The following is a 20,520-nucleotide window of genomic DNA, read 5'->3' as shown; positions in this document are numbered from 1 at the left end:
GCCATGCCGAACAACCCGACACTCGCCTCCCTTGCCGCCGATCTCGCCAGCGGCGCCACCACTGCCCGCAAGCTCGTCGATCAGTGCATCGCGAAAATCGCCGATCCCGCGGGCGAGGGTCAGCGTACCTTCATCCACGTCGACAAGGACGCTGCCCTCGCGGCCGCCGACGCCATGGACCGGCTGCGCAAGGCGAACGCCGCGCCGTCCCCCTTTGCCGGCATCCCGGTCTCGATCAAGGATCTGTTCGACATCAAAGGGCAGGTGACGCGGGCCGGCTCGCGGGCGCTGGAGGATTCCGCGCCGGCGGAGGCGGATGCGCCCGTGGTGGCGCGGTTGCGGCGCGCCGGCTTCATCGTGATCGGCCGCACCAACATGACCGAGTTCGCCTATTCCGGCATCGGCATCAATCCGCATTATGGCACTCCGAAGAGCGCCTGGAATCGCAGCGTCGGCCATGTCCCCGGCGGATCGTCGTCCGGCGCCGCGGTCTCGATCGCCGACGGCATGGCGTTTGGCGCGCTCGGCACCGACACCGGCGGCTCCTGCCGGATTCCGGCGGCGTTCAACGGCATCGTCGGCTACAAGCCGACGCAGCGCCGCATTCCGCTCGATGGCGGCGTGCCGTTGTCGTTCACGCTTGACAGCTACGGGCCGCTGGCCAATTCGGTGGCCTGCTGCGCGACGCTCGATGCGGTGCTCGCCGACGAGAAGGTCGAACCACTCACCCCGCGTCCGGTGAAGGGCATGCGGCTCGCGGTCCCGACCACCGTTGTGCTCGATGATCTCGACGATGCGGTGGCCAAAACCTTCGAGCGTGCGCTCGCCGCGCTGTCGCGTGCCGGCGCACTGATCGAGCGGATCGAGGTGCCTGAATTGCTCGACGTCGGCGTGATGAACGCAAACGGCGGCTTCTCCGCGGCCGAAAGCTACGCCTGGCATCGCTTCCTGATCGCCAGCAAGGGCGATATCTACGACCCCCGTGTAGCGGTTCGCATCCAGCGCGGCGAAGGTTTCCTGGCTGCCGACTACATCGATCTCATCAATGCGCGGCGGTCGTTCATCGCCCGGACCGAGAGGCGCATCGCGCCCTATGACGCGATGGTGCTGCCGACCACCGCGAACCTGCCGCCGGCGATTGCCGATCTCGCCGACGACAAGGCGTTCGCCACGCAGAACCTGCGTGCGCTGCGCAATCCTTCGTTGATCAATGTGCTCGACGGCTGCGCGATCTCGCTGCCGGCGCATCGCGAGGGCGAGGCGCCGGTCGGCCTGATGCTCGCCGCGGCCGGCGGCTCGGATCGCCGCATCTTCGAACTTGCGGCCGGGATGGAGACCCTGATTCGTGTTTGATCTCACCTTCAACATCGACGACAAGGGCGTCGCGACGCCGCTCACGCTCGAGATCAGGCAGGCGGTGATCGCCGGCTGGACCGGCCGCGATCCCGTCGCGCGCGACAAGCATATCGCCGAGCTCGAGGCGCTCGGCATCGCGCGGCCGGCGACGACGCCGATCTACTATCGCTGCTCGGCGCGACGGCTGACGCTCGCCGATACGATCGAGGTTTGCGGCGAGGACTCCAGCGGCGAGGTCGAGTTCGTGCTGATCGGCTGGCAGGGCCGCATCTTCGTCGGCTGCGGCTCTGACCATACCGACCGCAAGGTCGAGAGCTACAACGTCACCGTCTCGAAGCAGATGTGCGACAAGCCGATCGCATCCGAGCTGTGGGAGCTCGAGGACGTCATCGGCCACTGGGACCAACTGATCCTGCGCTCCTGGGCCGTGATTGGTGGCCAGCGCGTGCTCTATCAGGAAGGCACGCTCGATCACATGCTGCCGGTGCAAGACCTCATCAACCGAGGTTTCGGCGGAGGCGGGCTGCCCGACGGCTGCGCGATGTTCGGCGGCACCTTCGCGGCCAAAGGCGGCATCCGCCCGGCGAGCCGCTTCGAGTTCGAGATGGAAGATCCGGTGCTGAAGCGGACGATCCGGCACGGCTACGACGTGATTACGCTGCCGGTAAGGGGCTGATTGCGCGGACGCGTCGCTCAGTGAAGGATGGGGTGACGCTTCCCTCCAAGGGTCGTCCCTGCGAAAGCAGGGATCCATACCCCAGGACCTTGCAGTTGCCGCGCTGTGGCCCCAGCTCTCTCAAACAGTAGATGACGGTGGCTATGGGTCCCTGCCTTCGCAGGGACGACAGTGATGCCTGTGGTTGCTGTCCATGGCACATTCCTGCCGGAAATCGGGTGGCACCGGACACGATCCTGCGCGAGACTCTGGTCCATGAAAGCAACAGCCAAAACCGCCGCGCATGCGGCACCACCAGACATCCCCGCCCGCGTCGACGCGCTGGACTGGGGCCGGATCGCGGCCGAGCTCGACGGACAGGGCTGTGCCGTCCTTCCGGGCCTGCTGACCGCGCCGGAGTGTGAAGGGATCGCCGGGCTTTATCCTGACGACGGCCTGTTCCGCAGCAAGGTCGTGATGGGCCGCCACGGCTTCGGGCGCGGCGAGTACAAATACTTCTCCTATCCGCTGCCGGATCTGATCGCGGAACTGCGGCCGGCGCTTTACGCGCAGCTCACGCCCACGGCCAACCGCTGGAACCAGACGATGGGGATCGACATCCGCTATCCTGCATCGCATGCGGCATTCATCAAGCGCTGCCATGATGCCGGACAGACGCGGCCGACGCCGCTTTTGCTGCAATATGGCGAAGGCGACTACAACTGCCTGCACCAGGATCTCTATGGCGAGCACGTGTTCCCGATCCAGGTCGCGATCCTGCTGTCGCAGCCGGGGCGCGATTTCACCGGCGGCGAATTCGTGCTGACGGAGCAGCGGCCGCGGATGCAATCACGTCCCGAGGTCGTGCCGCTCACGCAAGGAGATGCGGTGGCATTTGCCGTGCATCATCGCCCGGTGCAGGGGACACGCGGGCCCTACCGCGTTAACCTGCGTCACGGCGTCAGCCGTATTCGCTCCGGCCACCGCCACACCGTTGGCGTGATCTTCCACGATGCGACGTGAATGCTATTAGGCGTGACTTCTGATCTGTTCGAGACCGTTGGCGACGCACGTCCCCCGCGCGAGACGATGGCGGAGGGCGCTGTCGTGCTGCGCGGCTTCGCCAGGCCATTCGAGGCCGCGCTGATTCCGGCTCTGCGCGAAATCGTCAAGCAGGCGCCGTTCCGCCATTTGATCACGCCGGGAGGCCACCGCATGTCGGTCGCGATGACCAATTGCGGAAGCCTCGGTTGGGTTTCTGACTCCAGCGGCTATCGTTATGACGGCATCGATCCGAATTCGGGCGCGCCGTGGCCGCGGATGCCGTCGGTACTATGCAGGCTCGCCGCCGGCGCGGCGACCGAGGGGGGCTACGCCGGCTTCACAGCGGAGGCCTGCCTGATCAACCGCTATGTTCCCGGCGCCAAACTGTCGCTGCATCAGGACAAGGACGAGCTGGATTTCGCGGCCCCCATCGTCTCAGTGTCGCTCGGGTTGCCGGCGATCTTTCTGTTCGGTGGTCTGAAGCGCAGCGATCCGACGCGACGCTATCGCCTGGAGCATGGTGACGTCGTGGTGTGGGGCGGGCCGTCGCGGCTCGTCTTTCACGGCGTCGCGCCGCTCGCCGACGGCGAGCACGGTCTGCTCGGCCGCCAGCGCATCAACCTGACCTTTCGCAAGGTGCGCCCAGGCGCTGCCGGCCGTTAAGCCGGCGGCCGTTGTACACGGCGCTAGATGTTCTTTGCAGGGTGGATGAACGCCCAGGGCGAGACTTCCGAGCCCGTCGGCACTTCGATCGAGATCACGTAGGGACCGCCGTCGGCCAGTGCCTTCTCCAGCGCCTTGCGGAAATGATCGGGCGACGTGACCCGCGCCGCCCCCACGCCGAAGGATTCGGCGAGCTTGACGAAATCCGGATTGACCAGGTCAGAGGCGACGATGCGGCCGTCGAAACGTTCGTGCTGGTCGCGACGGACATTGCCATAGGCGTTGTTGTTGAAGACCAGCGTCACCACGCCGATCTTGAATTGCACCGCAGTGGCGAGCTCCTGTACGCCGAACATGAAGCCGCCGTCGCCGGTGATCGCGACCACCGGCTTGCTCGGGTTCGCGACCTTGGCGCCGAGCGCAGTCGGAAAGCCCGAGCCGAGCGTGCCCTGATAGCCCGACGTGACGAAGGTGCGCGGCTCGTAGGTCGGGAAGCCGTACCAGGAGGCGAAGCCCACCTGCGACAGTTCGTCGGTGACGATGGCATTGGCCGGCAGAACCTCACGCAGGATCTTCAGGTAAGCCATCTGCGGCTGGATGCGCTGGATCTCATGCTCGGCAGCGGCGGACGCCTCGCGGATCGCGGCGCGCCGCCCGCTGGTCTTGCTGTAACCGGCCATGCGCACGGCGGCGACGAGATCGGCAGTCGCAGCCTTGGCGTCCGCGATCACGGCGGCATCGGGCGGCCATCGGCGCATCTCGACGGGATCGATATCGATGCGCACGCATTTCAGCCCGTCCGGCCGATAAGGCCAGCGCGACATCGTCGGTAATTCCATGCGGGTGCCAATGCCGATCATCAGGTCGGTCTTCGGCCACAGCTTGTAGGCCGCCGCCATCGTGAGCCCGAGCTCGTGCGCGTTCGAGACGATGCCGCGGCCGCTGCGGAAGGCGACGACCGGCGCGTCGATCATCTCGGCGAGCTCGAGGATCTCCTCGCGCGCGTCGATCGCGCCGCTGCCGACGAAGATCATCGGCGCCTTGCTACCGGCGATCAGGTCGGCGGCGGCCCTGATGCGGTCAGGATCGGCCTGCGGCGCCGGCAGCGGGTCGAACGGCTTGACGGTCGCGACCTGAGCGCGCTGAGTGAACACGTCCCACGGCATTTCCAGCGAGGCCGGCCCGCGCCGGCCGGACAGCATCTCCTGGAACGCGCGCGACACCATCGCCGGTGCATTGTCGGGATATTCGATGCGGTCGGCCCATTTCACGAAGGTGCGTAGTGTCGCGAGCTGGTCCGGCATCTCGTGCAGATGGCCGCGGCCTTTGCCTAGGAATTGCGTCGGTACCTGTCCGGTGAGGCACAGCACCGGCTCGTTGCAGCCGAACGCGGTGAGCAGCGCCGCCGAAGCGTTGAGCACGCCGGGGCCGGGCACCACGCTGAACACGCCGGGCCGTCCGCTGGAGCGGGCATAGCCGAACGCCATATAGCCGCAGGCTTGCTCGTGCCGCGCGCCGATCACCTTGAGCTGCGCCTGGTGGAACGCGTCGAACAGGCCATAGATCTGCGCGCCGGGCAGCCCGAACACGGTGTCGACGCCGTGGGCGACGAGACCATTGACGATCGCTTCGCCGCCGGATGTTGAGGTCATGGCACTGTCCGTTCGTTTGCTAGTTGGCTTCGTCGACGACGCCGTTGCGCAGGACTCCGACACCTTCGGCCTCGACCTCGATGACATCGCCCGGTTTCAGATAGCGCGGCGGATCGAACCGCGCACCGGCACCGGTGGGTGTGCCCGTGACGATGATGTCGCCGGGAACCAACGTCGTAAAGGTCGAGATGTAGTTGATGAGGTAGCGGAAGCCGAAGATCAAGCGCGAGGTGCGGTCGTCCTGCCGCGTCTCGCCGTTTACCCGCGTGGTCAGGCGGATGTCGGCGATCTGCGCTTCGGTGGTGTAGGGCACGATCCACGGGCCGAGGCTGCCGGTGGAATCGAAGTTCTTGCCCTGGGTGACATTGAATTTGGCATGGCGCACCCAATCGCGGATGGTGCCTTCGTTGCACAGCGAAACCGCCGCGATGTGATCGAGCGCCGTGCTTTCCGGAATGTGCCGGCCGGCCTTGCCGATGACCAACACGAGCTCGCCCTCATAGTCGAGCTGCGGCGAGGCGCGCGGACGTACCAGCGGCGCGTTGTGGCCGACGAAGGAGCGCGGCACGCGCAGGAACATGCTCGGATATTTCGGCGCGTCCGAGCCGTCCTTGTACTCGGCGTTGCGGTCCGGATAGTTGACGCCGATGCAGATGGTCTTTTCCGGAGACGGAATCGGCGGCTGCAAGGCCACTGCGTCGAGTGCGTGATCGGGCGAGCGCCCGGCGGCAGCATCCGCAAGCTTCATCAGCGCGCCGGCGGCGACGGCTTCGCGCAAGCTCGGATAGTCCTTGGCGAAACGCGCGGAGAGATCGACGATGCCGGTGTCGGTGGCAGCGCCATATCTCATGGCGCCGTTGACTGAATAAGTGGCGAGGCGGGGAGTGGTCATTGCAAGGTCCCGTCAGTCCGCAACCAGCACGTCGGCCACGAAGCGTGGCTCGCGCACGGCTTGTCCCGCGAACGGCGAGCCCTCCTCGAACCACGAGCGTGGTGCCGGCGCGCCCCACAATGTCTGGCGGCGCGGATCGCGCAGCGACCAGCGCAGCGGCTCGTGGTCGTGATCACCGGTGAAATAGTCGCTGGTATAGAGCTCGATGCGATGGCCGTCGGGATCGCGGACGTACAGGAAAAAGGCGTTGGAGATGCCGTGCCGCCCGGGGCCGCGCTCGATGTTCTTGAGGAAGCCCGAGGAGGCCATCACGTCGCAGAGATGCACGATGTTCATCGCCGTCGGCACCCAATAGGCGATGTGGTGCAGGCGCGGGCCCTTACCATTGGTGATGGCGAAGTCGTGCACATTGCCCTTGCGGTGCATCCAGGCCGCAGCGATTCGGCCATTGGCGCCGTCTTCCTCGGCATATTCGGTGAGGCGGAAGCCGAGCCGGGCGTAGAAGTCGACGGTGTCCTGCACCTCGGCCGCGAAGACGTTGAAATGGTCGAGCCGCTGCGGGTGGCAGCCCTTGTAGAGATCGTAGCGCCGGAGCAAGTGCGGGCGCTTCTCCATCGTGGCGTAAAGCTCGATCTGGAAGCCGAACGGATCGGTGAATTGCAGCGTGCGGCCCTGGAACGGCTGGTCGACGAAGGTATGCTCGATGCCGTTCTCCGAGCAGAATGCCGCCGCCTTGTCGAGGTCGCGATCATTGCCGACCCTGAAGCCGAGCCGGTTGCAGGTCGCCTTCGGCGCCTTGCGCAGCACCACCGAGTGATGCTGGTGCTCCTCGCAGGCGCGCAGATAGACCGCCTTGTCGTCGCGGTCCTCGATATGCAGGCCGATGGTCTTCTCGTAGAACGCGGCACTGGCGTCGAGGTCAGTGACGTCGAGAATGGCGTGGCTGCAACGGATGATGTTGAACGGCGGATCGAAGATGTGCTGCGGAACGGGCATTGATGTTTCCCCTCTGGATCGTCATTCCGGGGCGGTCGTCAGGACCGAATCCGGAATCTCGAGGTTCCGGGTTCGCTGCGCGCCCCGGAACGACGGCTAAATTCCCAGTCTTTGAATCTTGTGCGTCCCGCGCGCGAGCGAGACGTGCTTGGTTTCCATGTAGAAATCGAACGAGTAGTCGCCGCCGTCGCGGCCGATACCCGAGGCCTTCATGCCGCCGAATGGCGTCGGCAGATGGCGGACGTTTTCCGAGTTGAGCCAGATCATGCCGGCTTCGAGCGCATCGGCCACGCGCAGCGCACGGCCGACGTCGCCAGCCCACACATAGCCGGCGAGGCCGTATTGTACGCCGTTTGCGATTTCGATGGCATCAGCCTCGTCGCGGAAGGGGATCACGGTCAGGAACGGCCCGAACACCTCCTGCTGGGCGACGCGCATCGTGGCATTGGCGCCGGTTACCAGCGTCGGCTGCACGTAATGCCCGCCGCCGGGACCGTCATGCGGCTTGCCGCCAACGGCGATGGTGGCACCGTCGCTCCTCGCGATGTCGAAATAGCTGCAGACCTTGGCAAGATGCCGCTCATGGATCAGCGGCCCGATCTCGGTTGCGGGATCGAGCGGATGGCCGACCTTCAGCGCCTTCACCCGCGCGGTGAGCTTCTCGATGAACTTATCGGCGATACTCTGCTGCACCAGCAGGCGGCTGGACGACGTGCAGCGCTCGCCGTTGAGCGAGTAGATCATGAAGACAACGGCATCGAGCGCGCGGTCGAGATCGGCATCGTCGAACACGATCACCGGGTTCTTGCCGCCGAGCTCGAAATGCACCCGCTTCAGGGTCGGCGCGCCCTGCGCCATGATCGCCGAACCGGTTGCGCTTTCGCCGACGAACCCGATCGCCTTGATGGCGGGATGTTCCGTCAGCGCCTTGCCGGCATCTTCGCCGAAGCCATGCACGGTGTTGAATACGCCGTCGGGAATACCTGCTTGTTGCGCCAGCTTGACCAGCAGGTCCGCAGTGACCGGCGACCACTCGGCCGGCTTGTGCACCACCGTGCAGCCGGCGGCGAGCGCAGGTGCGATCTTCCAGGTCGAGAGCATGAACGGCGTGTTCCACGGAGTGATTACGCCGACCGGGCCGATCGGCACGCGGGTCGAGATGTTCCAGTGCTCTTCGCTCGGCGTGTTCAGGCCGTCGCGCGCCTCTGCGCACTTATCAGCGAAGAAGCGGAAGTTCTCGGCGGCGCGGATCGCGGCCTTGGCCATGAAGCGGTGCGCCTGGCCGGTGTCGATGCATTCGAGCACGGCGATGTCGTCGGCGCGCTCCTCGATCGCGTCGGCCACGCGATGCAGCAGCTTGCGCCGCTGCGCCGCCGGCACGTCGCGCCAGGTCTTGAACGCGCGCGCGGCGGCCGTCGCGGCGCGATCGATATCCTCAGCATTGCCTTTTGCGACCGACGCCAGCACCGAGCCGTCGATCGGCGACCTCGTCTCGAAGGTCTGGCCTGTCACCGAGGGGACGATCTTGCCGTCGATCAGGTGGCCGATGCCTTCGGCTTTCAGCTTGGCGAGCAGGGGACCCGCGCGGTCGCGATTGGCCTGGAACTTGTCTGCGGATTTCGGAGTGGCCTTATCCATTGATCGTCTCCACTTTCAGCGCATCGTGGATGTTGTTGCGTTTCCAGCTCGTCTCCTTGTCGTTGATCTGCATATCGAACGACAGAGCGAACTTGGATTTGGCGAAGACCGGGTCGAGGTGGGCCGACAGTACCTTGAAGATATGTTCGCCGGCCTTCTTGCGGGCGGCGAGATCACGGCCTTCGCCGAGCCGCAGCACCATGTCGAGGAAGCTATGGGTCTGGCGCCCGTCGGCGATCGCGTAGTGCTCACATCTGATCGCGCGGACGCGGATGCCGCCGAGTGGGAAAATGCCGGTCTCGACCGCAGCCTTGCGGACCAGTTCGACAGTCTCGGCCATGTCGATCAGGTTGTCGAGATTGGCGGAATATTCAAGCGTGAAGTGCGGCATGAACGGCCTCCTGGCGAATGTGTCAAGCGAAGTGGCAACTCACGGAACCGTAAGCTCCATAGTCGGCCTGGATCGTGTCGCCTTTGCAGGTCTCGATCGGGCGGATGAAGGAGCCCGCCAGCACCACCTGGCCGGCTTCGAGCGCGAGCCCGTTAGGCGCGATCTTGTTGGCGAGCCACGCCACCGCGGTCGCCGGATGGTTCATCACGCCGGCGGCGAGCCCAGTCTCCTCGAGCTGGCCGTTGCGGAAGCACAGCGCGCCGATCCAGCGCAGATCGGCTTCCAGCGGGCGAATCGGCCGGCCGCCGAGCACAATGCCGGCATTGGCGGCATTATCGGCGATGGTGTCGAAGATCTTGCGTGTCGCCTTGGTCTCGGGGTCGACGCGTTCGATGCGTGTGTCCAAGATTTCGAGCGCCGGCACCACGAAGTCGGTGGCGTTGAGCACGTCGAATAATGTGCAGTTGGGACCCGCAAGACGGTGCTTCATCACGAAGGCAAGCTCGGCTTCGACCCGGGTCCCGATGAAGCGATCGCTCGGCACCAGCCCGCCATCGGCAAAGAACATGTCGTCGAGCAGAATGCCGGAGTCGGGCTCGTCGATGTTGAGCGCGCTCTGCATCGCTTTCGAGGTCAGGCCGATCTTGTGGCCCTTGACGATGCGGCCCTGCGCCACCTTCATCTCGACCCAGGCCTTCTGAATCGCGTAGGCATCTTCAATGGTAATGCCAGGGTACTGCAGCGAAAGCTGGCGGATTTGCTTGCGGGTCTTTTCCGCCTGGTCGAGCCTTGCGGCAGCAGCGCGGATATCGTCCTGGGAGAGGGCCATGCGTGATACACAAATTTGGATGCCGGGAAGATGATTAACATGTTAAGTGAATTCCCGCAAATTGAATCGGGGCATGCTGCGATGCAAAAAATCGTGGCGGTGGATTGAGCGATGGCGCGCAAGAAATCGTCAAACGACGTCCGATCGACGCCGGCCGAGGCCGGGTCACCGCGTCGCGCGCCGATGCGCGAATTTTCGCGCTCGCTGCCGATGTCGCTGCTCCGCGCGCGTGAAGCCGTGATGCGGCAGTTCCGCCCGTCGCTGCGCAATCACGGGCTGACCGAGCAGCAATGGCGGATCCTGCGTGCGCTCACCTCCGTCGATGAGATCGAGGTCACCGAGCTCGCGCATGTGGCATTTCTGCTCGGGCCGAGCCTGTCGCGAATCCTGCGCGACCTCGAGGGTCGTCAGTTGATCGAGCGCAAGGCCGCGGAGAACGACCTGCGGCGCGCGGTCGTCTCGATCTCGGCAAAGGGGCTGAAGCTGATCGAGGCGGTGGCGCCGACATCGGAAGCCATCTACGCCGCGATCACCAAGCGCTACGGCGCGCGCAGGCTTGCGGAGCTCCAGGACATGCTGGGCGCGCTGGAAGCGAGCCTGGCGGGAATGACATCCGCCGATGATGGCGAGGTCGAGGCCGACGCGTAGCCAAGACTTCATGCGATGACGTGCGGCAATACCGGCTAGGCCATGTAGGGCACGCGCGAAATCACGTTGATGGCGCGGAATTCGGCAATCCAGCCGGCAACTTTCGAATGGGACCACTCGATATGGCGGCGCAAAGTCGTAGCCGCCGCGTCGCCGTCGCCCGCGCGCAAGGCTTCCATGATCAGCAGATGCTCGTCCATGAAGGTATCGATCTGCGGCGCAGTCAGAGCGACCTGAATGTGCTTGCCGATCACGAAAGCGCAGTGAGTACGCTTGAGAGCCTCGATCATCTCGCGATTGATGCCGTAACTCAGGCACCGGATATGCAGATCACCTTCGATCTCGTCGAGCTCGGCCACGCCGATTCGGTCGCGGAATCGGATCCCTTCGCGGAGCCGCTCCGCCATCTGGTCCAGCACCGAGGGCGGAATCCGCGCAGCAGCGGATTTCAGCAGGAGCGGCTCAAGCGTTGCCCGCACCTCGAAGATGTCGCGGACGCGATCCTCGTCGAGCGGCACCACATACCAATGGGCTTTGGCGCCTTTCTCCAGAATTCCGATCGCCTGCGCACGGAGCAATAGGTTGCGGGCCACCGTGCGTCCCACTCGGAAATGCCGCGCCAGCGCGAGCTCACTGACGCGGAAGCGTCCGAACAGCGAGCGGAAAATGATCTCACGTTCGAGCCTGTAATAGAGGGTGTCCCAGGCATCGCTTCGCACCGCTTCGACGGGTCCGTTGGTCAGCCCGAGCATCTCCGGTGTGATCGGGACGCGCTGGGGTTCGACCTTGCGCTTGCCGGCGATGACGCCGCGGCCGTCGAACCGGCGCACCAGGCCGATGCGCTCCAACTGCTCGAAGGCCTGTCGCACAGGGGAGCGGCTGGAGCCGAACAAGGTCGCGATCGCCGATTCGGAAAGAACGGTTCCGGCTGGAACGCCACCGGATCGGATGTGCTTTGCCAATGCGTTCTTGATCAGCGCATAGGCCGGCTGTTTTCGTCTGGTCTGCGATTTCGCTCTTGGAATCGACATGGATGACTGCCCGCCGGCCAGACTATCACGTGATTGCATCGAGGTCGCCCGCGCAGGCATTTACGCACCGCCTGACGCGAGCTTTTGACTATTGCGTGCAATGTGCAATCATGATTAGCTCCGTGTCCATACGCTTAGATTGATTATCGCCGTTGCACGTCCGGTGCGCTGCAGCGGCGCAAACGTTTGCTTGTCGCGCTGCGTGATGGCCATGGGTGAGGCAACAAGTCTACGCGTCTAGCTCGTCTCAATGCAGCCGACATGCAAGCTCGGCGTTATCCAGGGAGGATTGAATGAAACTGACGAGACGTGAGTTTTCCGCCGGTTTGGCGGCAGGTCTCGCTGCTCCTGCGCTGCTGCGGAGCGCGCATGCGCAAGGTGCGACCATCAAGATCGGCATGTGCGCGCCGGTCACCGGTCCCGCGGCCGAATCCGGCGGTTATGCCATCAAGGGCGCCAAGCTGGCGCTTGAGGCCGTCAACAAGGCCGGCGGCATCCTTGGCAAGCAGGGCGAGTTGATCATCGAGGATGATCAGACCACCAACCCTGGCATCGTGCTGGCGTTTTCCAAGCTCGCGGCCCAGTCCGACATCGTCGGCTTCCTCGGCTCGATTCGTTCGACCCAGGTCCATGCGATGGCGCCCGATGTGCTGAAGCTCGGCAAGCCCGTGATGATCGGCGGCACCGATCCGAACCTCACCCATATGGGCAACAAGTGGCTGTTCCGCTTCCGGCCGAACGACAGCTATTCGGGCCGCGTGATCGCCGAATACGGCGTCAACACGCTCGGCAAGAAGAAATGGGCCGTGCTGCACTCGACCGACGCGTTCGGCACCGCCGGCGGCAAGGCGCTGACTGAAGCGCTGCAGAAGCTCGGCGCGCCGCCCGTGCTCGACCAGGGCTATGCCAACCAGAGCCAGGACTTCACGCCGGTCGTGCTCGCAATCAAGCAGTCCGGCGCGGATATCCTCGGTTCCTATTTCACCTTTGAGAATGATCTCGGCATCTTCGCCCGCCAGCTACGCCAGCTCGGCGTGAATATTCCGTGGGTTGGCTCGCCCTCGATCGTCAACATCACCGCGCTCAAGCTCGCCGGTCCTGCGCTCTACAACACCTATGGTGTTGCCGACTACGCGGAGGATTCCAGCGACGCCTCGAAGGCGTTCGGCAAGCTCTATCGTGATGCGGTCAAGGTCGCGCCCGACAACCAGAGCGCCTGGACCTATGACGCCGTCACCGTGCTGGCCACGGCGATCAACAAGGCCGGCTCGACCGAGCCCGAGAAGGTGCGCGAGGCGATCCTGGCGATCAAGAAATTCCCGGGTGCCGAGGGCGAATACAATTTCGACCAGAATGGCGACGGACTTCACGGCTACAACATCGTGAAGAACGACAAGGGCAAGATCGTCTTCGACAAGCACATCGAATCCAACGACTGATGCGGGCTGAGGCCTCTCCGGCAATAGCCGGGGAGGCCGCGCCGGCCGGCCGTTGAAACAAGTTCTCCTTCAACCGAACGCTTGTCATGGATCTGGTCCTTCAACTCCTGTTCACGGGCATCGGCATCGGCGCCGTCTACGCGCTGGTCGCGCTCGGCTTCGTGCTGATCTTCCGCGCCACCAATGTGGTGAACTTCGCGCAAGGCGAGTTCTCCATGGTCGCGGCCTATCTGATGGTGGTGTTCGCCGTCGATCTCGGCTGGCCCTATTGGCTGTCGTTCCTGATCGCGCTCGCCGGCATGGCGCTGCTCGGCGTGATCTTCAATCTCGGCGTCTACTACCCGTTGCGCCACCGCACCTATCTGCCCGTGATCATCGCCACCATCGGCGCCTCGATTCTGCTCTCCAATTCCGTGCTTGCGATCTACGGCCCGCAACCGCAGGTGTTGCAGGGCTGGTTCGATACGCCCGGCATCCAGCTCGGCCCGGTCTATCTCGACAGCCAGTATTTGCTGATCATCGGCGTCACGATCCTGCTGGTGCTGTTCAATTTCTGGTTCTTCGAGAAGACGCTGCTCGGCAAGAAGCTGCAAGCGACCTCGCAGGACAAGGAAATGGCCTCGCTGCTCGGCATTTCCGTCTCCACCATGATCATGATCACCTTCATCTATTCGGCCGTGCTCGGCGGACTCGCCGGCATCCTGGTGGCGCCCGTGCTGTTCGTGTCGATCCAGATGGGCTCGACGATCGCACTGAAGGCCTTTGCTGCGACCATCATCGGCGGCTTCGGCGACGTCGCCGGCGCCATCATCGGCGGCCTTGCGCTTGGCGTGATCGAGACGTTCGGCGCCGCCTATATCTCGGTGCCGTACAAGGATGGCTTCGCGTTCCTGGTGCTGATCGCCTTCCTGATCTTCCGGCCGCAGGGCATCTTCGGCGAACGTGTCGCGGAGAAAGCATGAGCGCGAGCGAGAACATTCAGATCCCGGCTCCGGCGGTACGCTCGAAGCCGCTGGTCATTCGTCATGCGCCGTATTTCATCGGCGCCGCCGTGTTGGTTGCGCTCGCCGCCAGCATGGGGTTCGACGGCTACGTCCTCAATATCCTATTGCAGGCGACGACGTTCTCGATCGCGGTGTTCGGGTTGTCGGTCGTGCTTGGCCTCTGCGGCCAGATCAACCTGGCGCAGGCGACATTCTTCGGCTTCGGCGCCTACGCGGTCGGTCTTGGCACCACCGATCTGCACATGAGCTTCTGGCCCTGCCTGGTTGCCGGCTGCGTGGTCGCGCTGATTGCCGGCGCGTTCCTCGGCATGTCGACGCTGCGGCTCGGCGGGCATTACCTGGCCATGGTGACGATCTCGTTCCAGCAGATCGTGACCCTGGTGATGATCAATGCCATCGGCCTGACCCATGGGCCGGACGGCGTCGCCAACATCAAGCGGCCTGAGCTGTTCCAGTCCTCGCAGAGCTATCTCGCATTCTGCGTCGCGGTGCTCGCGATCGTCGGCTACCTCGTCTGGCACCTGCCGGACACCAGGCTCGGCCGCGCCATGCGCGCGGTACGCGACAATGAGCTCGCGGCCGGCGTCAACGGCATCGACGTATTTCGCACCAAGGTCTACGCCTTCGGCATCTGCGCACTGCTCGGCGGTCTGGCCGGCGGCCTGTTCGCGGGCGGCTTCGCCTATGTCAGCCCGGACCAGTTCTCGTTCGCGGAATCGATCGGGTTCCTGACCATGTCGCTGCTCGGCGGTGTGGCCTCGCCGATCGGCGCGGCGATCGGTACGGGGCTTCTGATTCTGATCCCGGAATGGCTGCGCTTCCTCAAGAGCGTGCCGGGACTCTATCTCGCGATCTACGGCCTGTTCGTGATTCTGATCATCCGCTTCATGCCCGACGGCATCTGGGGCTTCGTCTCCGATGCCTTCACGCGCTGGCGGGCGCACACCAAGGCGGCGCCGGCTGCCGCCGCGCTGCAGCTCAAGCCCGCCACCGCGGGCGGCGACATCGTGCTCGAAGTGACCGGGTTGTCGAAGCACTTCGGGGGTCTCAAGGCCGTTGACGGCGTCGACATCGCGGTGAAGCGCGGCAGCGTCCATGCGCTGATCGGCCCCAACGGCTCAGGCAAGACCACCACGTTGAACGTGCTGTCCGGCCTCTACAAGGCGACCGCGGGCCGAATCGTGCTCGACGGCACTGACATCACCGACATGGCGCCGCATCAGCGCACGGCAGCGGGCCTGGGACGCACGTTCCAGAACATCCGCCTGTTTCGCTCGATGACGGCGCTCGAGAACGTCGAGATCGGTGCGGAGCGTCCCGGCAACACCATGATCGGGAAGGGCGAGGACGCGCTGACCGAGCGGGCGATGGAGGCCTTGACCTTCGTCGGCCTCGGCAACCGCGCCAACGAGCTGATCTCGAGCTTCTCCTATGGCCACCAGCGATTGATCGAGATCGCCCGCGCGCTGGCGTCCAATCCGACGCTGTTGCTGCTCGACGAGCCGGCCGCCGGTCTCAACTCGACAGAAAAGCTCGAACTGCACGAACTGCTCAAGCGTATCGCAGCGCAGGGCCTCACCATCCTGATCATCGATCACGACATGACGCTGGTCTCGGAAGCCGCCCAGCACATCACGGTGCTGAACTTCGGTCGCCGCATTGCGGACGGCGAATCCATGGCGGTGCTGCGTCATCCCGACGTCGTCTCCGCCTATCTCGGGAGCGAATGATGCCGCTGCTCGAAATCCGCAACCTCGTGGTCCGCTACGGCGAGATCGAAGCGCTGCGTGGCATCACCATCGCGGTGGAGCAGGGCCAGGTGGTGACACTGCTCGGGGCCAACGGCGCCGGCAAGTCGACGACGCTGCGCGCGATCTCCGGCCTCGAGAAACCCGCTTCCGGCCACATCCTGTTCGACGGTCAATCGATCGCGGGTCTCGGTCCGGAGGCGATCGTCCGGCTCGGCATCTCGCATGTGCCGGAGGGGCGCCGCGTGTTTCCGGGCCTCAGCGTGAAAGAGAACATCATGCTCGGCGCATCGAACCGTAAGGTATCGGCGTCGCAGATCTCGCGTGAAGCGGACGCGATGTTCGATCTCTTCCCGGAGATCCGGACGTTCTCCAATGCACTCGGCTGGACGCTGTCGGGCGGTCAGTTGCAGATGGTCGCCGTCGCGCGCGGCCTGATGGCCAAGCCCCGGCTTTTGCTGCTCGACGAACCCTCGCTTGGGTTGGCGCCGGTGATCGTCCAGGCCGTCTTCCGCATCATTTCGCAGATCAGGAAGGACACCACGGTCTTGCTCGTCGAGCAAAATGCGCGCATGGGACTTTCGGTCGCCGATCACGGCTTCGTGCTGGAAACCGGGCGGATCGTGCTGGGCGGCAAACCGGACGAATTGTGGGGCAACGAAGCCATTGCTGCGGCTTATCTCGGCGGTCACGCCAAGGCCTCTGCCTGAAGCTGCATGATCGGAAAAAGTGGAGCCGGGTTTTCGATCAGATCACGCGCCAACAACTGAGCGAGCTAGTCTTTCATGGTCACCATCAAGGTTGAAAACCTCATCAACTTCGTTTCCGAGGTCTTTTCGCATTCGGAGTCCTCTCCGGACGAGGCGCGGCGCATCGCGACCTACCTGACGACCGCGAACTTGACCGGCCATGACAGCCACGGCGTGATCCGCGTGCCCGTGTATGTCAGGTGGAAGAAGATGGGCTCGATCGTGCCGAACCAGACCCCCGAGGTTGTGGTCGACACGCCGTCGCTCGCCGTCGTCGACGGCAAGTTCGGCTACGGCCAGACCGTGACACCGGTCGCGGTTAGGATCGGCATCGAGAAGTGCAAGAAGGCAGGGCTCGCCGCGGTTGCTCTGCGCAACTCCGGCCATCTCGGCCGTGTCGGCGACTGGGCCGAAATGGCGGCCGCGGAAGGTCTCGTCTCGATTCATTTCGTGACCGCGGCAGGCTCGCTATTGGTCGCGCCTTACGGCGGCGTCGAGAAGCGCCTGTCCACCGCGCCGTATTGCGTCGGCATTCCGCGCCAGGGCCAGGATCCGATCGTGCTCGATTTCGCCACCTCCGTCGTCGCTGAGGGCAAGTGCCTGGTGGCAAGCCGTGGTGGCAAGAAGCTGCCGGCCGGCGCGCTCGTCGATGCCGACGGCACGCTGAGCGAGGATCCGCACGTGCTGTATGGCCCGTACACGCCCGACGGTCCGCGCGATCACACCAAGGGCACCGGCGCGATCCGCGCCTTCGGCGATCACAAGGGCTCGGGCCTTGCGTTTATCTGCGAGCTGCTCGGCGGCGCGCTGACCGGCACCGGTGCGACATCGTCGGACCGGCGGTTCGCCAACGGCATGATGGCGTTCTACATCGACCCCAAGGTGGTCGACACCAGCAATTTCTTCGATGGCGAAATCACCCGCTACACCGATTTCATCCGCGCCACCAAGCCGATTGCGGGTACGGGGTCTGTGCTGGTTCCGGGCGATCCCGAGCGGAAAACCCGCGCCGAGCGCACCAGGAACGGCATCCCCTTGCCTGACGACACCTGGGCGGCGATAGTGAACACCGCGCGCGACGTCGGCGTCAGCGAAACCTCTATCCAGCGGGCGACGGAATAATGCACCCGTCATTGCGAGCAGCTCGCGACAAAATTGCAAAGCAATTTTGCGCTCAAGCGACCAAGCCATCCATGCCTCTACAGGCAGAGAAATGGATTGCTTCGCTTCGCTCGCAATGACGACAAGTTTGGAACAGGGAAGGAAGAACAAAGTGGCAAACAAGGTCAAACAGGTCTGGGCATCGGGCAAGGCAGTGGTGAACGCGTGGCTCGCGATCCCGTCGGGATTTTCAGCCGAGGTGATCGCGCAGTGCGGCTTCGACAGCGTCACCGTCGATATGCAGCATGGCGTGCAGGATTATCTGTCGATGGTGCAGTGCTTCCAGGCAATGCACGCCCATCCGGTCACCCCCATGGTCCGCGTGCCCTGGAACGAGCCCGGCATCATCGGCAAGGTGCTCGACGGCGGTGCTTATGGCGTGATCTGCCCCATGGTCAACACGCCGGAGGAAGCCCGGAACCTCGTTTCCTATTCCAAATATCCGCCGAAGGGCGTGCGCTCCAACGGCCCGATCCGCGCCGGCATGTACGGCTCGGCCGGGACCTATCAGCAGACCGCGAATGACGAGATCGTGCTGTTGCCGATGATGGAGACCAAGACGGCTGTCGAGAACATGGAAGCGATCCTCGACGTCGAGGGCATCGACGGCGTCTATATCGGTCCGTCCGACCTCGGATTCTCCTACGGCCTGGTGCCGAAGCTCGACCGCGACGAGCCGGAGATCCTCAGAATCTACGAGAAGATCGTCAAGGAGTGCGGCAAGCGCGGCCTCAACCCGGGCATCCACTGTTCCGGTGCCGACGGCGCGGTGCGCGCGATCAACATGGGCTTCAAACTGGTCACGCTGTCGAACGAGGTCGGTCTGATGCAGACCTACGCCAAGATGTCGGTCAACCAGACCCGCGAGAAGTCCGGCGGCAAGGCGTAGAAGCGAATAGCGAGTGATGAGCGGCGAATAGGGATTGGCGGTTCGCGTAGCGTGCTATTCGCTACTCGCCATTCGCTATTCGTCCCTAAAGGAGAACTCAGATGGCCCCGGCACAAGTAATCCGCCTGCATCCCGACGACAGCGTCCTGATCGCGCGCGCTAGCCTGCCGCCGGGGCTGGTGGTCGCTGAGGGCGTCACCACGGTCGACCGTATACCGGCCGGCCATAAGGTCGCGATCAAGCCGATCGCACAGAGCGAGCCGATCAAGCGCTATGGCCAGATCATCGGCTTCGCGACGCAGGCGATCGTGCCGGGTCAGCACGTGCACACCCAGAACTGCGGCATGGGCGATTTCGCCAAGGATTATGCCTTTGGCGTCGACGTTAAGCCGGTGCCGAATTTCGATCTGCCGGCGACGTTCGACGGCATCCGCCGTCCCGATGGGCGCGTCGCGACGCGCAACTATATCGGCATCCTCACCTCGGTGAATTGCAGCGCCCATGTCGCTAGCCTCGTTGCCGACGTCTTCAAGAAGAACCCGTTCACCGGCGACAATCCGCTGGCCGACTTTCCGAACGTCGACGGCGTTGTCGCGCTGACCCACAAGACCGGCTGTGGCATGACCCAGGACGAGCCGCTGGCGTTGCTCCGCCGCACCCTCGGCGGCTATGCGCGGCACGTGAATTTCTCGAACGTCATTGTGCTCGGTCTCGGCTGCGAGGTGAACCAGATCGGCGGCCTGATGCAGGAGCAGAAGCTCGCCGGCCGGCTGCGCGCGATGGACATTCAGGAAGTCGGCGGCACCCGCAAGACGGTGGAAGCCGGCGTTGCCTTCGTGAAGGAAGCGCTCGCCGACGCCAACAAGGTCAAGCGTGAGAAGGTCGCAGCGAGTGAGCTAACGGTGGCGCTGCAATGCGGCGGCTCCGACGGCTATTCCGGCGTGTCGGCCAATCCCGCGCTCGGCGCTGCAAGCGATCTGTTGGTGCGTCACGGCGGCACCGTGATCCTCTCGGAGACGCCGGAGACCTATGGCGCCGAGCATCTGTTGACCCGCCGGGCCGTCAGCCGCGAGGTCGGCGAGAAGCTCGTCGGCCTGATGCGCTGGTGGGAGGAATATACGAGCCGCGAAGGCGCCGAGATGAACGCCAATCCGAGCCCCGGCAACAAGGCCGGCGGTCTCACCACCATCCTGGAGAAGTCGCTTGGCGCAATGGCGAAGGCCGGCAGCACCAACCTCGTCGACGTCCTGCACTATGCCGAGCCGGTGACGAAGAAGGGCTTCGTGTTCATGGATACGCCCGGCTACGACCCGGTCGCGGCGACCGGGCAGGTGGCGGGCGGCGCCAATCTCGTCTGCTTCACCACCGGCCGCGGCAGCGTGTTCGGCTGCAAGCCCGCGCCGTCGATCAAGCTTGCCACCAACACGCCGATGTACAAGCGGATGGAAGACGACATGGACGTCAATTGCGGCACCATCCTCGACGGCGAGGAGAGTGTGCAGGAATGCGGCCAGCGCATCTTCGACCTCATCCTCAAGACCGCGTCGGGCCAGCCGACCAAGAGCGAGAGCTTTGATTTCGGCGGCGCCGAATTCGCGCCGTGGGTGCTCGGCGCGACGATGTGAGAGAGGGGCATTGCGCATAGGAAGTGGCGAGTAGGGAAGTCCATTCGCTGCTCGCAATTCGCCCGCCTCCACCGCGTGCCCGTCGTTGTGCGGTTACTTGACCTAACGCA

At 64.4% G+C, this 20,520-nt stretch carries 19 protein-coding genes; 12 read left to right on the top strand and 7 right to left on the bottom strand.

The window, feature by feature from the left end; translation table 11 throughout:
• The first annotated feature begins 3 nt into the window (after positions 1-3).
• The 4 genes from P6U30_RS25045 (at position 4) to alkB (ending at position 3,718) form a co-directional block, all read left to right on the top strand.
• Complete coding sequence (locus P6U30_RS25045; RefSeq protein WP_407165550.1) at positions 4-1,353, top strand: amidase; 1,350 nt, start codon at positions 4-6, stop codon at positions 1,351-1,353.
• Entirely contained in the window at positions 1,346-2,032 is a 687-nt protein-coding gene (locus tag P6U30_RS25040) for a DUF2848 domain-containing protein (protein ID WP_407165549.1), read from the top strand. Before P6U30_RS25045 ends, P6U30_RS25040 begins: the two co-directional genes overlap by 8 nt.
• 255 nt (positions 2,033-2,287) lie before the next feature.
• Complete coding sequence (locus P6U30_RS25035; protein ID WP_407165548.1) at positions 2,288-3,034, top strand: 2OG-Fe(II) oxygenase; 747 nt, start codon at positions 2,288-2,290, stop codon at positions 3,032-3,034.
• A 12-nt stretch (positions 3,035-3,046) separates the two neighbouring features.
• On the top strand, positions 3,047-3,718 hold the full coding sequence (gene alkB / locus P6U30_RS25030; protein WP_407165547.1) for a DNA oxidative demethylase AlkB: 672 nt from the start codon (positions 3,047-3,049) through the stop codon (positions 3,716-3,718).
• 23 nt (positions 3,719-3,741) lie between these two features.
• Here alkB and P6U30_RS25025 read toward each other — a convergent pair whose 3' ends face one another.
• From P6U30_RS25025 to hpaH, 6 genes are all read right to left on the bottom strand, one after another.
• Positions 3,742-5,370, bottom strand: coding sequence for a thiamine pyrophosphate-dependent enzyme (locus P6U30_RS25025; RefSeq protein WP_407165546.1), 1,629 nt, complete (start codon positions 5,368-5,370; stop codon positions 3,742-3,744).
• A 19-nt stretch (positions 5,371-5,389) separates the two neighbouring features.
• A complete protein-coding gene (locus P6U30_RS25020) occupies positions 5,390-6,262 on the bottom strand; it encodes a fumarylacetoacetate hydrolase family protein (RefSeq protein ID WP_407165545.1) in 873 nt (290 codons plus the stop codon).
• A gap of 12 nt (positions 6,263-6,274) precedes the next feature.
• Positions 6,275-7,258: a 3,4-dihydroxyphenylacetate 2,3-dioxygenase gene (hpaD, locus tag P6U30_RS25015; protein ID WP_407165544.1), complete on the bottom strand. Its 984-nt coding sequence runs from the start codon at positions 7,256-7,258 to the stop codon at positions 6,275-6,277.
• A gap of 96 nt (positions 7,259-7,354) precedes the next feature.
• Positions 7,355-8,896 (bottom strand): 5-carboxymethyl-2-hydroxymuconate semialdehyde dehydrogenase, encoded by a 1,542-nt coding sequence (gene hpaE, locus P6U30_RS25010; RefSeq protein WP_407165543.1) that lies wholly within the window; start codon positions 8,894-8,896, stop codon positions 7,355-7,357.
• Positions 8,889-9,287 carry a 5-carboxymethyl-2-hydroxymuconate Delta-isomerase gene (locus tag P6U30_RS25005; RefSeq protein WP_407165542.1) on the bottom strand — a complete coding sequence of 133 codons (399 nt, stop codon included), beginning with the start codon at positions 9,285-9,287 and terminating at the stop codon, positions 8,889-8,891. Before P6U30_RS25005 ends, hpaE begins: the two co-directional genes overlap by 8 nt.
• A 22-nt stretch (positions 9,288-9,309) precedes the next feature.
• The gene (gene hpaH, locus P6U30_RS25000; protein ID WP_407165541.1) at positions 9,310-10,116 is read right to left on the bottom strand and encodes a 2-oxo-hept-4-ene-1,7-dioate hydratase; all 807 of its coding nucleotides are present in this window, start codon (positions 10,114-10,116) and stop codon (positions 9,310-9,312) included.
• Positions 10,117-10,227: 111 nt separating this feature from the next.
• On the opposite strand from hpaH, the gene hpaR reads away from it, so the two are divergent.
• The gene (gene hpaR / locus P6U30_RS24995; protein WP_407165540.1) at positions 10,228-10,764 is read left to right on the top strand and encodes a homoprotocatechuate degradation operon regulator HpaR; all 537 of its coding nucleotides are present in this window, start codon (positions 10,228-10,230) and stop codon (positions 10,762-10,764) included.
• Between the two features lie 35 nt (positions 10,765-10,799).
• Here hpaR and P6U30_RS24990 read toward each other — a convergent pair whose 3' ends face one another.
• Positions 10,800-11,795 carry a GntR family transcriptional regulator gene (locus tag P6U30_RS24990; protein ID WP_407165539.1) on the bottom strand — a complete coding sequence of 332 codons (996 nt, stop codon included), beginning with the start codon at positions 11,793-11,795 and terminating at the stop codon, positions 10,800-10,802.
• 293 nt (positions 11,796-12,088) lie between these two features.
• Here P6U30_RS24990 and P6U30_RS24985 point away from each other — a divergent pair, with 293 nt between their 5' ends.
• The 7 genes from P6U30_RS24985 (at position 12,089) to P6U30_RS24955 (ending at position 20,410) form a co-directional block, all read left to right on the top strand.
• Positions 12,089-13,234 (top strand): ABC transporter substrate-binding protein, encoded by a 1,146-nt coding sequence (locus P6U30_RS24985; RefSeq protein WP_407147455.1) that lies wholly within the window; start codon positions 12,089-12,091, stop codon positions 13,232-13,234.
• An 86-nt stretch (positions 13,235-13,320) separates the two neighbouring features.
• Positions 13,321-14,196 (top strand): branched-chain amino acid ABC transporter permease, encoded by an 876-nt coding sequence (locus P6U30_RS24980; protein WP_280976866.1) that lies wholly within the window; start codon positions 13,321-13,323, stop codon positions 14,194-14,196.
• Positions 14,193-15,968 carry an ABC transporter permease subunit gene (locus tag P6U30_RS24975; RefSeq protein ID WP_407165538.1) on the top strand — a complete coding sequence of 592 codons (1,776 nt, stop codon included), beginning with the start codon at positions 14,193-14,195 and terminating at the stop codon, positions 15,966-15,968. The genes P6U30_RS24980 and P6U30_RS24975 overlap by 4 nt, the downstream gene beginning before the upstream one ends.
• Positions 15,968-16,696 carry an ABC transporter ATP-binding protein gene (locus P6U30_RS24970; protein WP_407165537.1) on the top strand — a complete coding sequence of 243 codons (729 nt, stop codon included), beginning with the start codon at positions 15,968-15,970 and terminating at the stop codon, positions 16,694-16,696. The genes P6U30_RS24975 and P6U30_RS24970 overlap by 1 nt, the downstream gene beginning before the upstream one ends.
• Before the next feature lie 75 nt (positions 16,697-16,771).
• Positions 16,772-17,857: a malate/lactate/ureidoglycolate dehydrogenase gene (locus tag P6U30_RS24965; RefSeq protein ID WP_407165536.1), complete on the top strand. Its 1,086-nt coding sequence runs from the start codon at positions 16,772-16,774 to the stop codon at positions 17,855-17,857.
• 151 nt (positions 17,858-18,008) lie between these two features.
• On the top strand, positions 18,009-18,785 hold the full coding sequence (locus P6U30_RS24960; RefSeq protein ID WP_407165535.1) for an HpcH/HpaI aldolase family protein: 777 nt from the start codon (positions 18,009-18,011) through the stop codon (positions 18,783-18,785).
• A gap of 101 nt (positions 18,786-18,886) precedes the next feature.
• Entirely contained in the window at positions 18,887-20,410 is a 1,524-nt protein-coding gene (locus P6U30_RS24955; RefSeq protein ID WP_407165534.1) for a UxaA family hydrolase, read from the top strand.
• Positions 20,411-20,520 lie beyond the last annotated feature (110 nt).

Origin of the sequence: Bradyrhizobium sp. ORS 111, assembly GCF_045571485.1 — a bacterium.
Taxonomy (GTDB): Bacteria; Pseudomonadota; Alphaproteobacteria; order Rhizobiales; family Xanthobacteraceae; genus Bradyrhizobium.
Note: the sequence above shows the minus strand (reverse complement) of the source record. Positions and strands in the feature narration are given on the sequence as shown.

What these genes read in the sequence shown, in the direction of transcription:
- P6U30_RS25045 (WP_407165550.1), top strand. Translation starts at nt 4, where the DNA reads ATGCCGAACAACCCGACACTCGCCTCCCTTGCCGCCGATCTCGCCAGC.
- P6U30_RS25035 (WP_407165548.1), top strand. Translation starts at nt 2,288, where the DNA reads ATGAAAGCAACAGCCAAAACCGCCGCGCATGCGGCACCACCAGACATC.
- P6U30_RS25025 (WP_407165546.1), bottom strand. Translation starts at nt 5,370, where the DNA reads ATGACCTCAACATCCGGCGGCGAAGCGATCGTCAATGGTCTCGTCGCC.
- P6U30_RS25020 (WP_407165545.1), bottom strand. Translation starts at nt 6,262, where the DNA reads ATGACCACTCCCCGCCTCGCCACTTATTCAGTCAACGGCGCCATGAGA.
- hpaD (WP_407165544.1), bottom strand. Translation starts at nt 7,258, where the DNA reads ATGCCCGTTCCGCAGCACATCTTCGATCCGCCGTTCAACATCATCCGT.
- hpaE (WP_407165543.1), bottom strand. Translation starts at nt 8,896, where the DNA reads ATGGATAAGGCCACTCCGAAATCCGCAGACAAGTTCCAGGCCAATCGC.
- P6U30_RS25005 (WP_407165542.1), bottom strand. Translation starts at nt 9,287, where the DNA reads ATGCCGCACTTCACGCTTGAATATTCCGCCAATCTCGACAACCTGATC.
- hpaH (WP_407165541.1), bottom strand. Translation starts at nt 10,116, where the DNA reads ATGGCCCTCTCCCAGGACGATATCCGCGCTGCTGCCGCAAGGCTCGAC.
- hpaR (WP_407165540.1), top strand. Translation starts at nt 10,228, where the DNA reads ATGGCGCGCAAGAAATCGTCAAACGACGTCCGATCGACGCCGGCCGAG.
- P6U30_RS24990 (WP_407165539.1), bottom strand. Translation starts at nt 11,795, where the DNA reads ATGTCGATTCCAAGAGCGAAATCGCAGACCAGACGAAAACAGCCGGCC.
- P6U30_RS24985 (WP_407147455.1), top strand. Translation starts at nt 12,089, where the DNA reads ATGAAACTGACGAGACGTGAGTTTTCCGCCGGTTTGGCGGCAGGTCTC.
- P6U30_RS24980 (WP_280976866.1), top strand. Translation starts at nt 13,321, where the DNA reads ATGGATCTGGTCCTTCAACTCCTGTTCACGGGCATCGGCATCGGCGCC.
- P6U30_RS24975 (WP_407165538.1), top strand. Translation starts at nt 14,193, where the DNA reads ATGAGCGCGAGCGAGAACATTCAGATCCCGGCTCCGGCGGTACGCTCG.
- P6U30_RS24970 (WP_407165537.1), top strand. Translation starts at nt 15,968, where the DNA reads ATGCCGCTGCTCGAAATCCGCAACCTCGTGGTCCGCTACGGCGAGATC.
- P6U30_RS24965 (WP_407165536.1), top strand. Translation starts at nt 16,772, where the DNA reads ATGGTCACCATCAAGGTTGAAAACCTCATCAACTTCGTTTCCGAGGTC.
- P6U30_RS24955 (WP_407165534.1), top strand. Translation starts at nt 18,887, where the DNA reads ATGGCCCCGGCACAAGTAATCCGCCTGCATCCCGACGACAGCGTCCTG.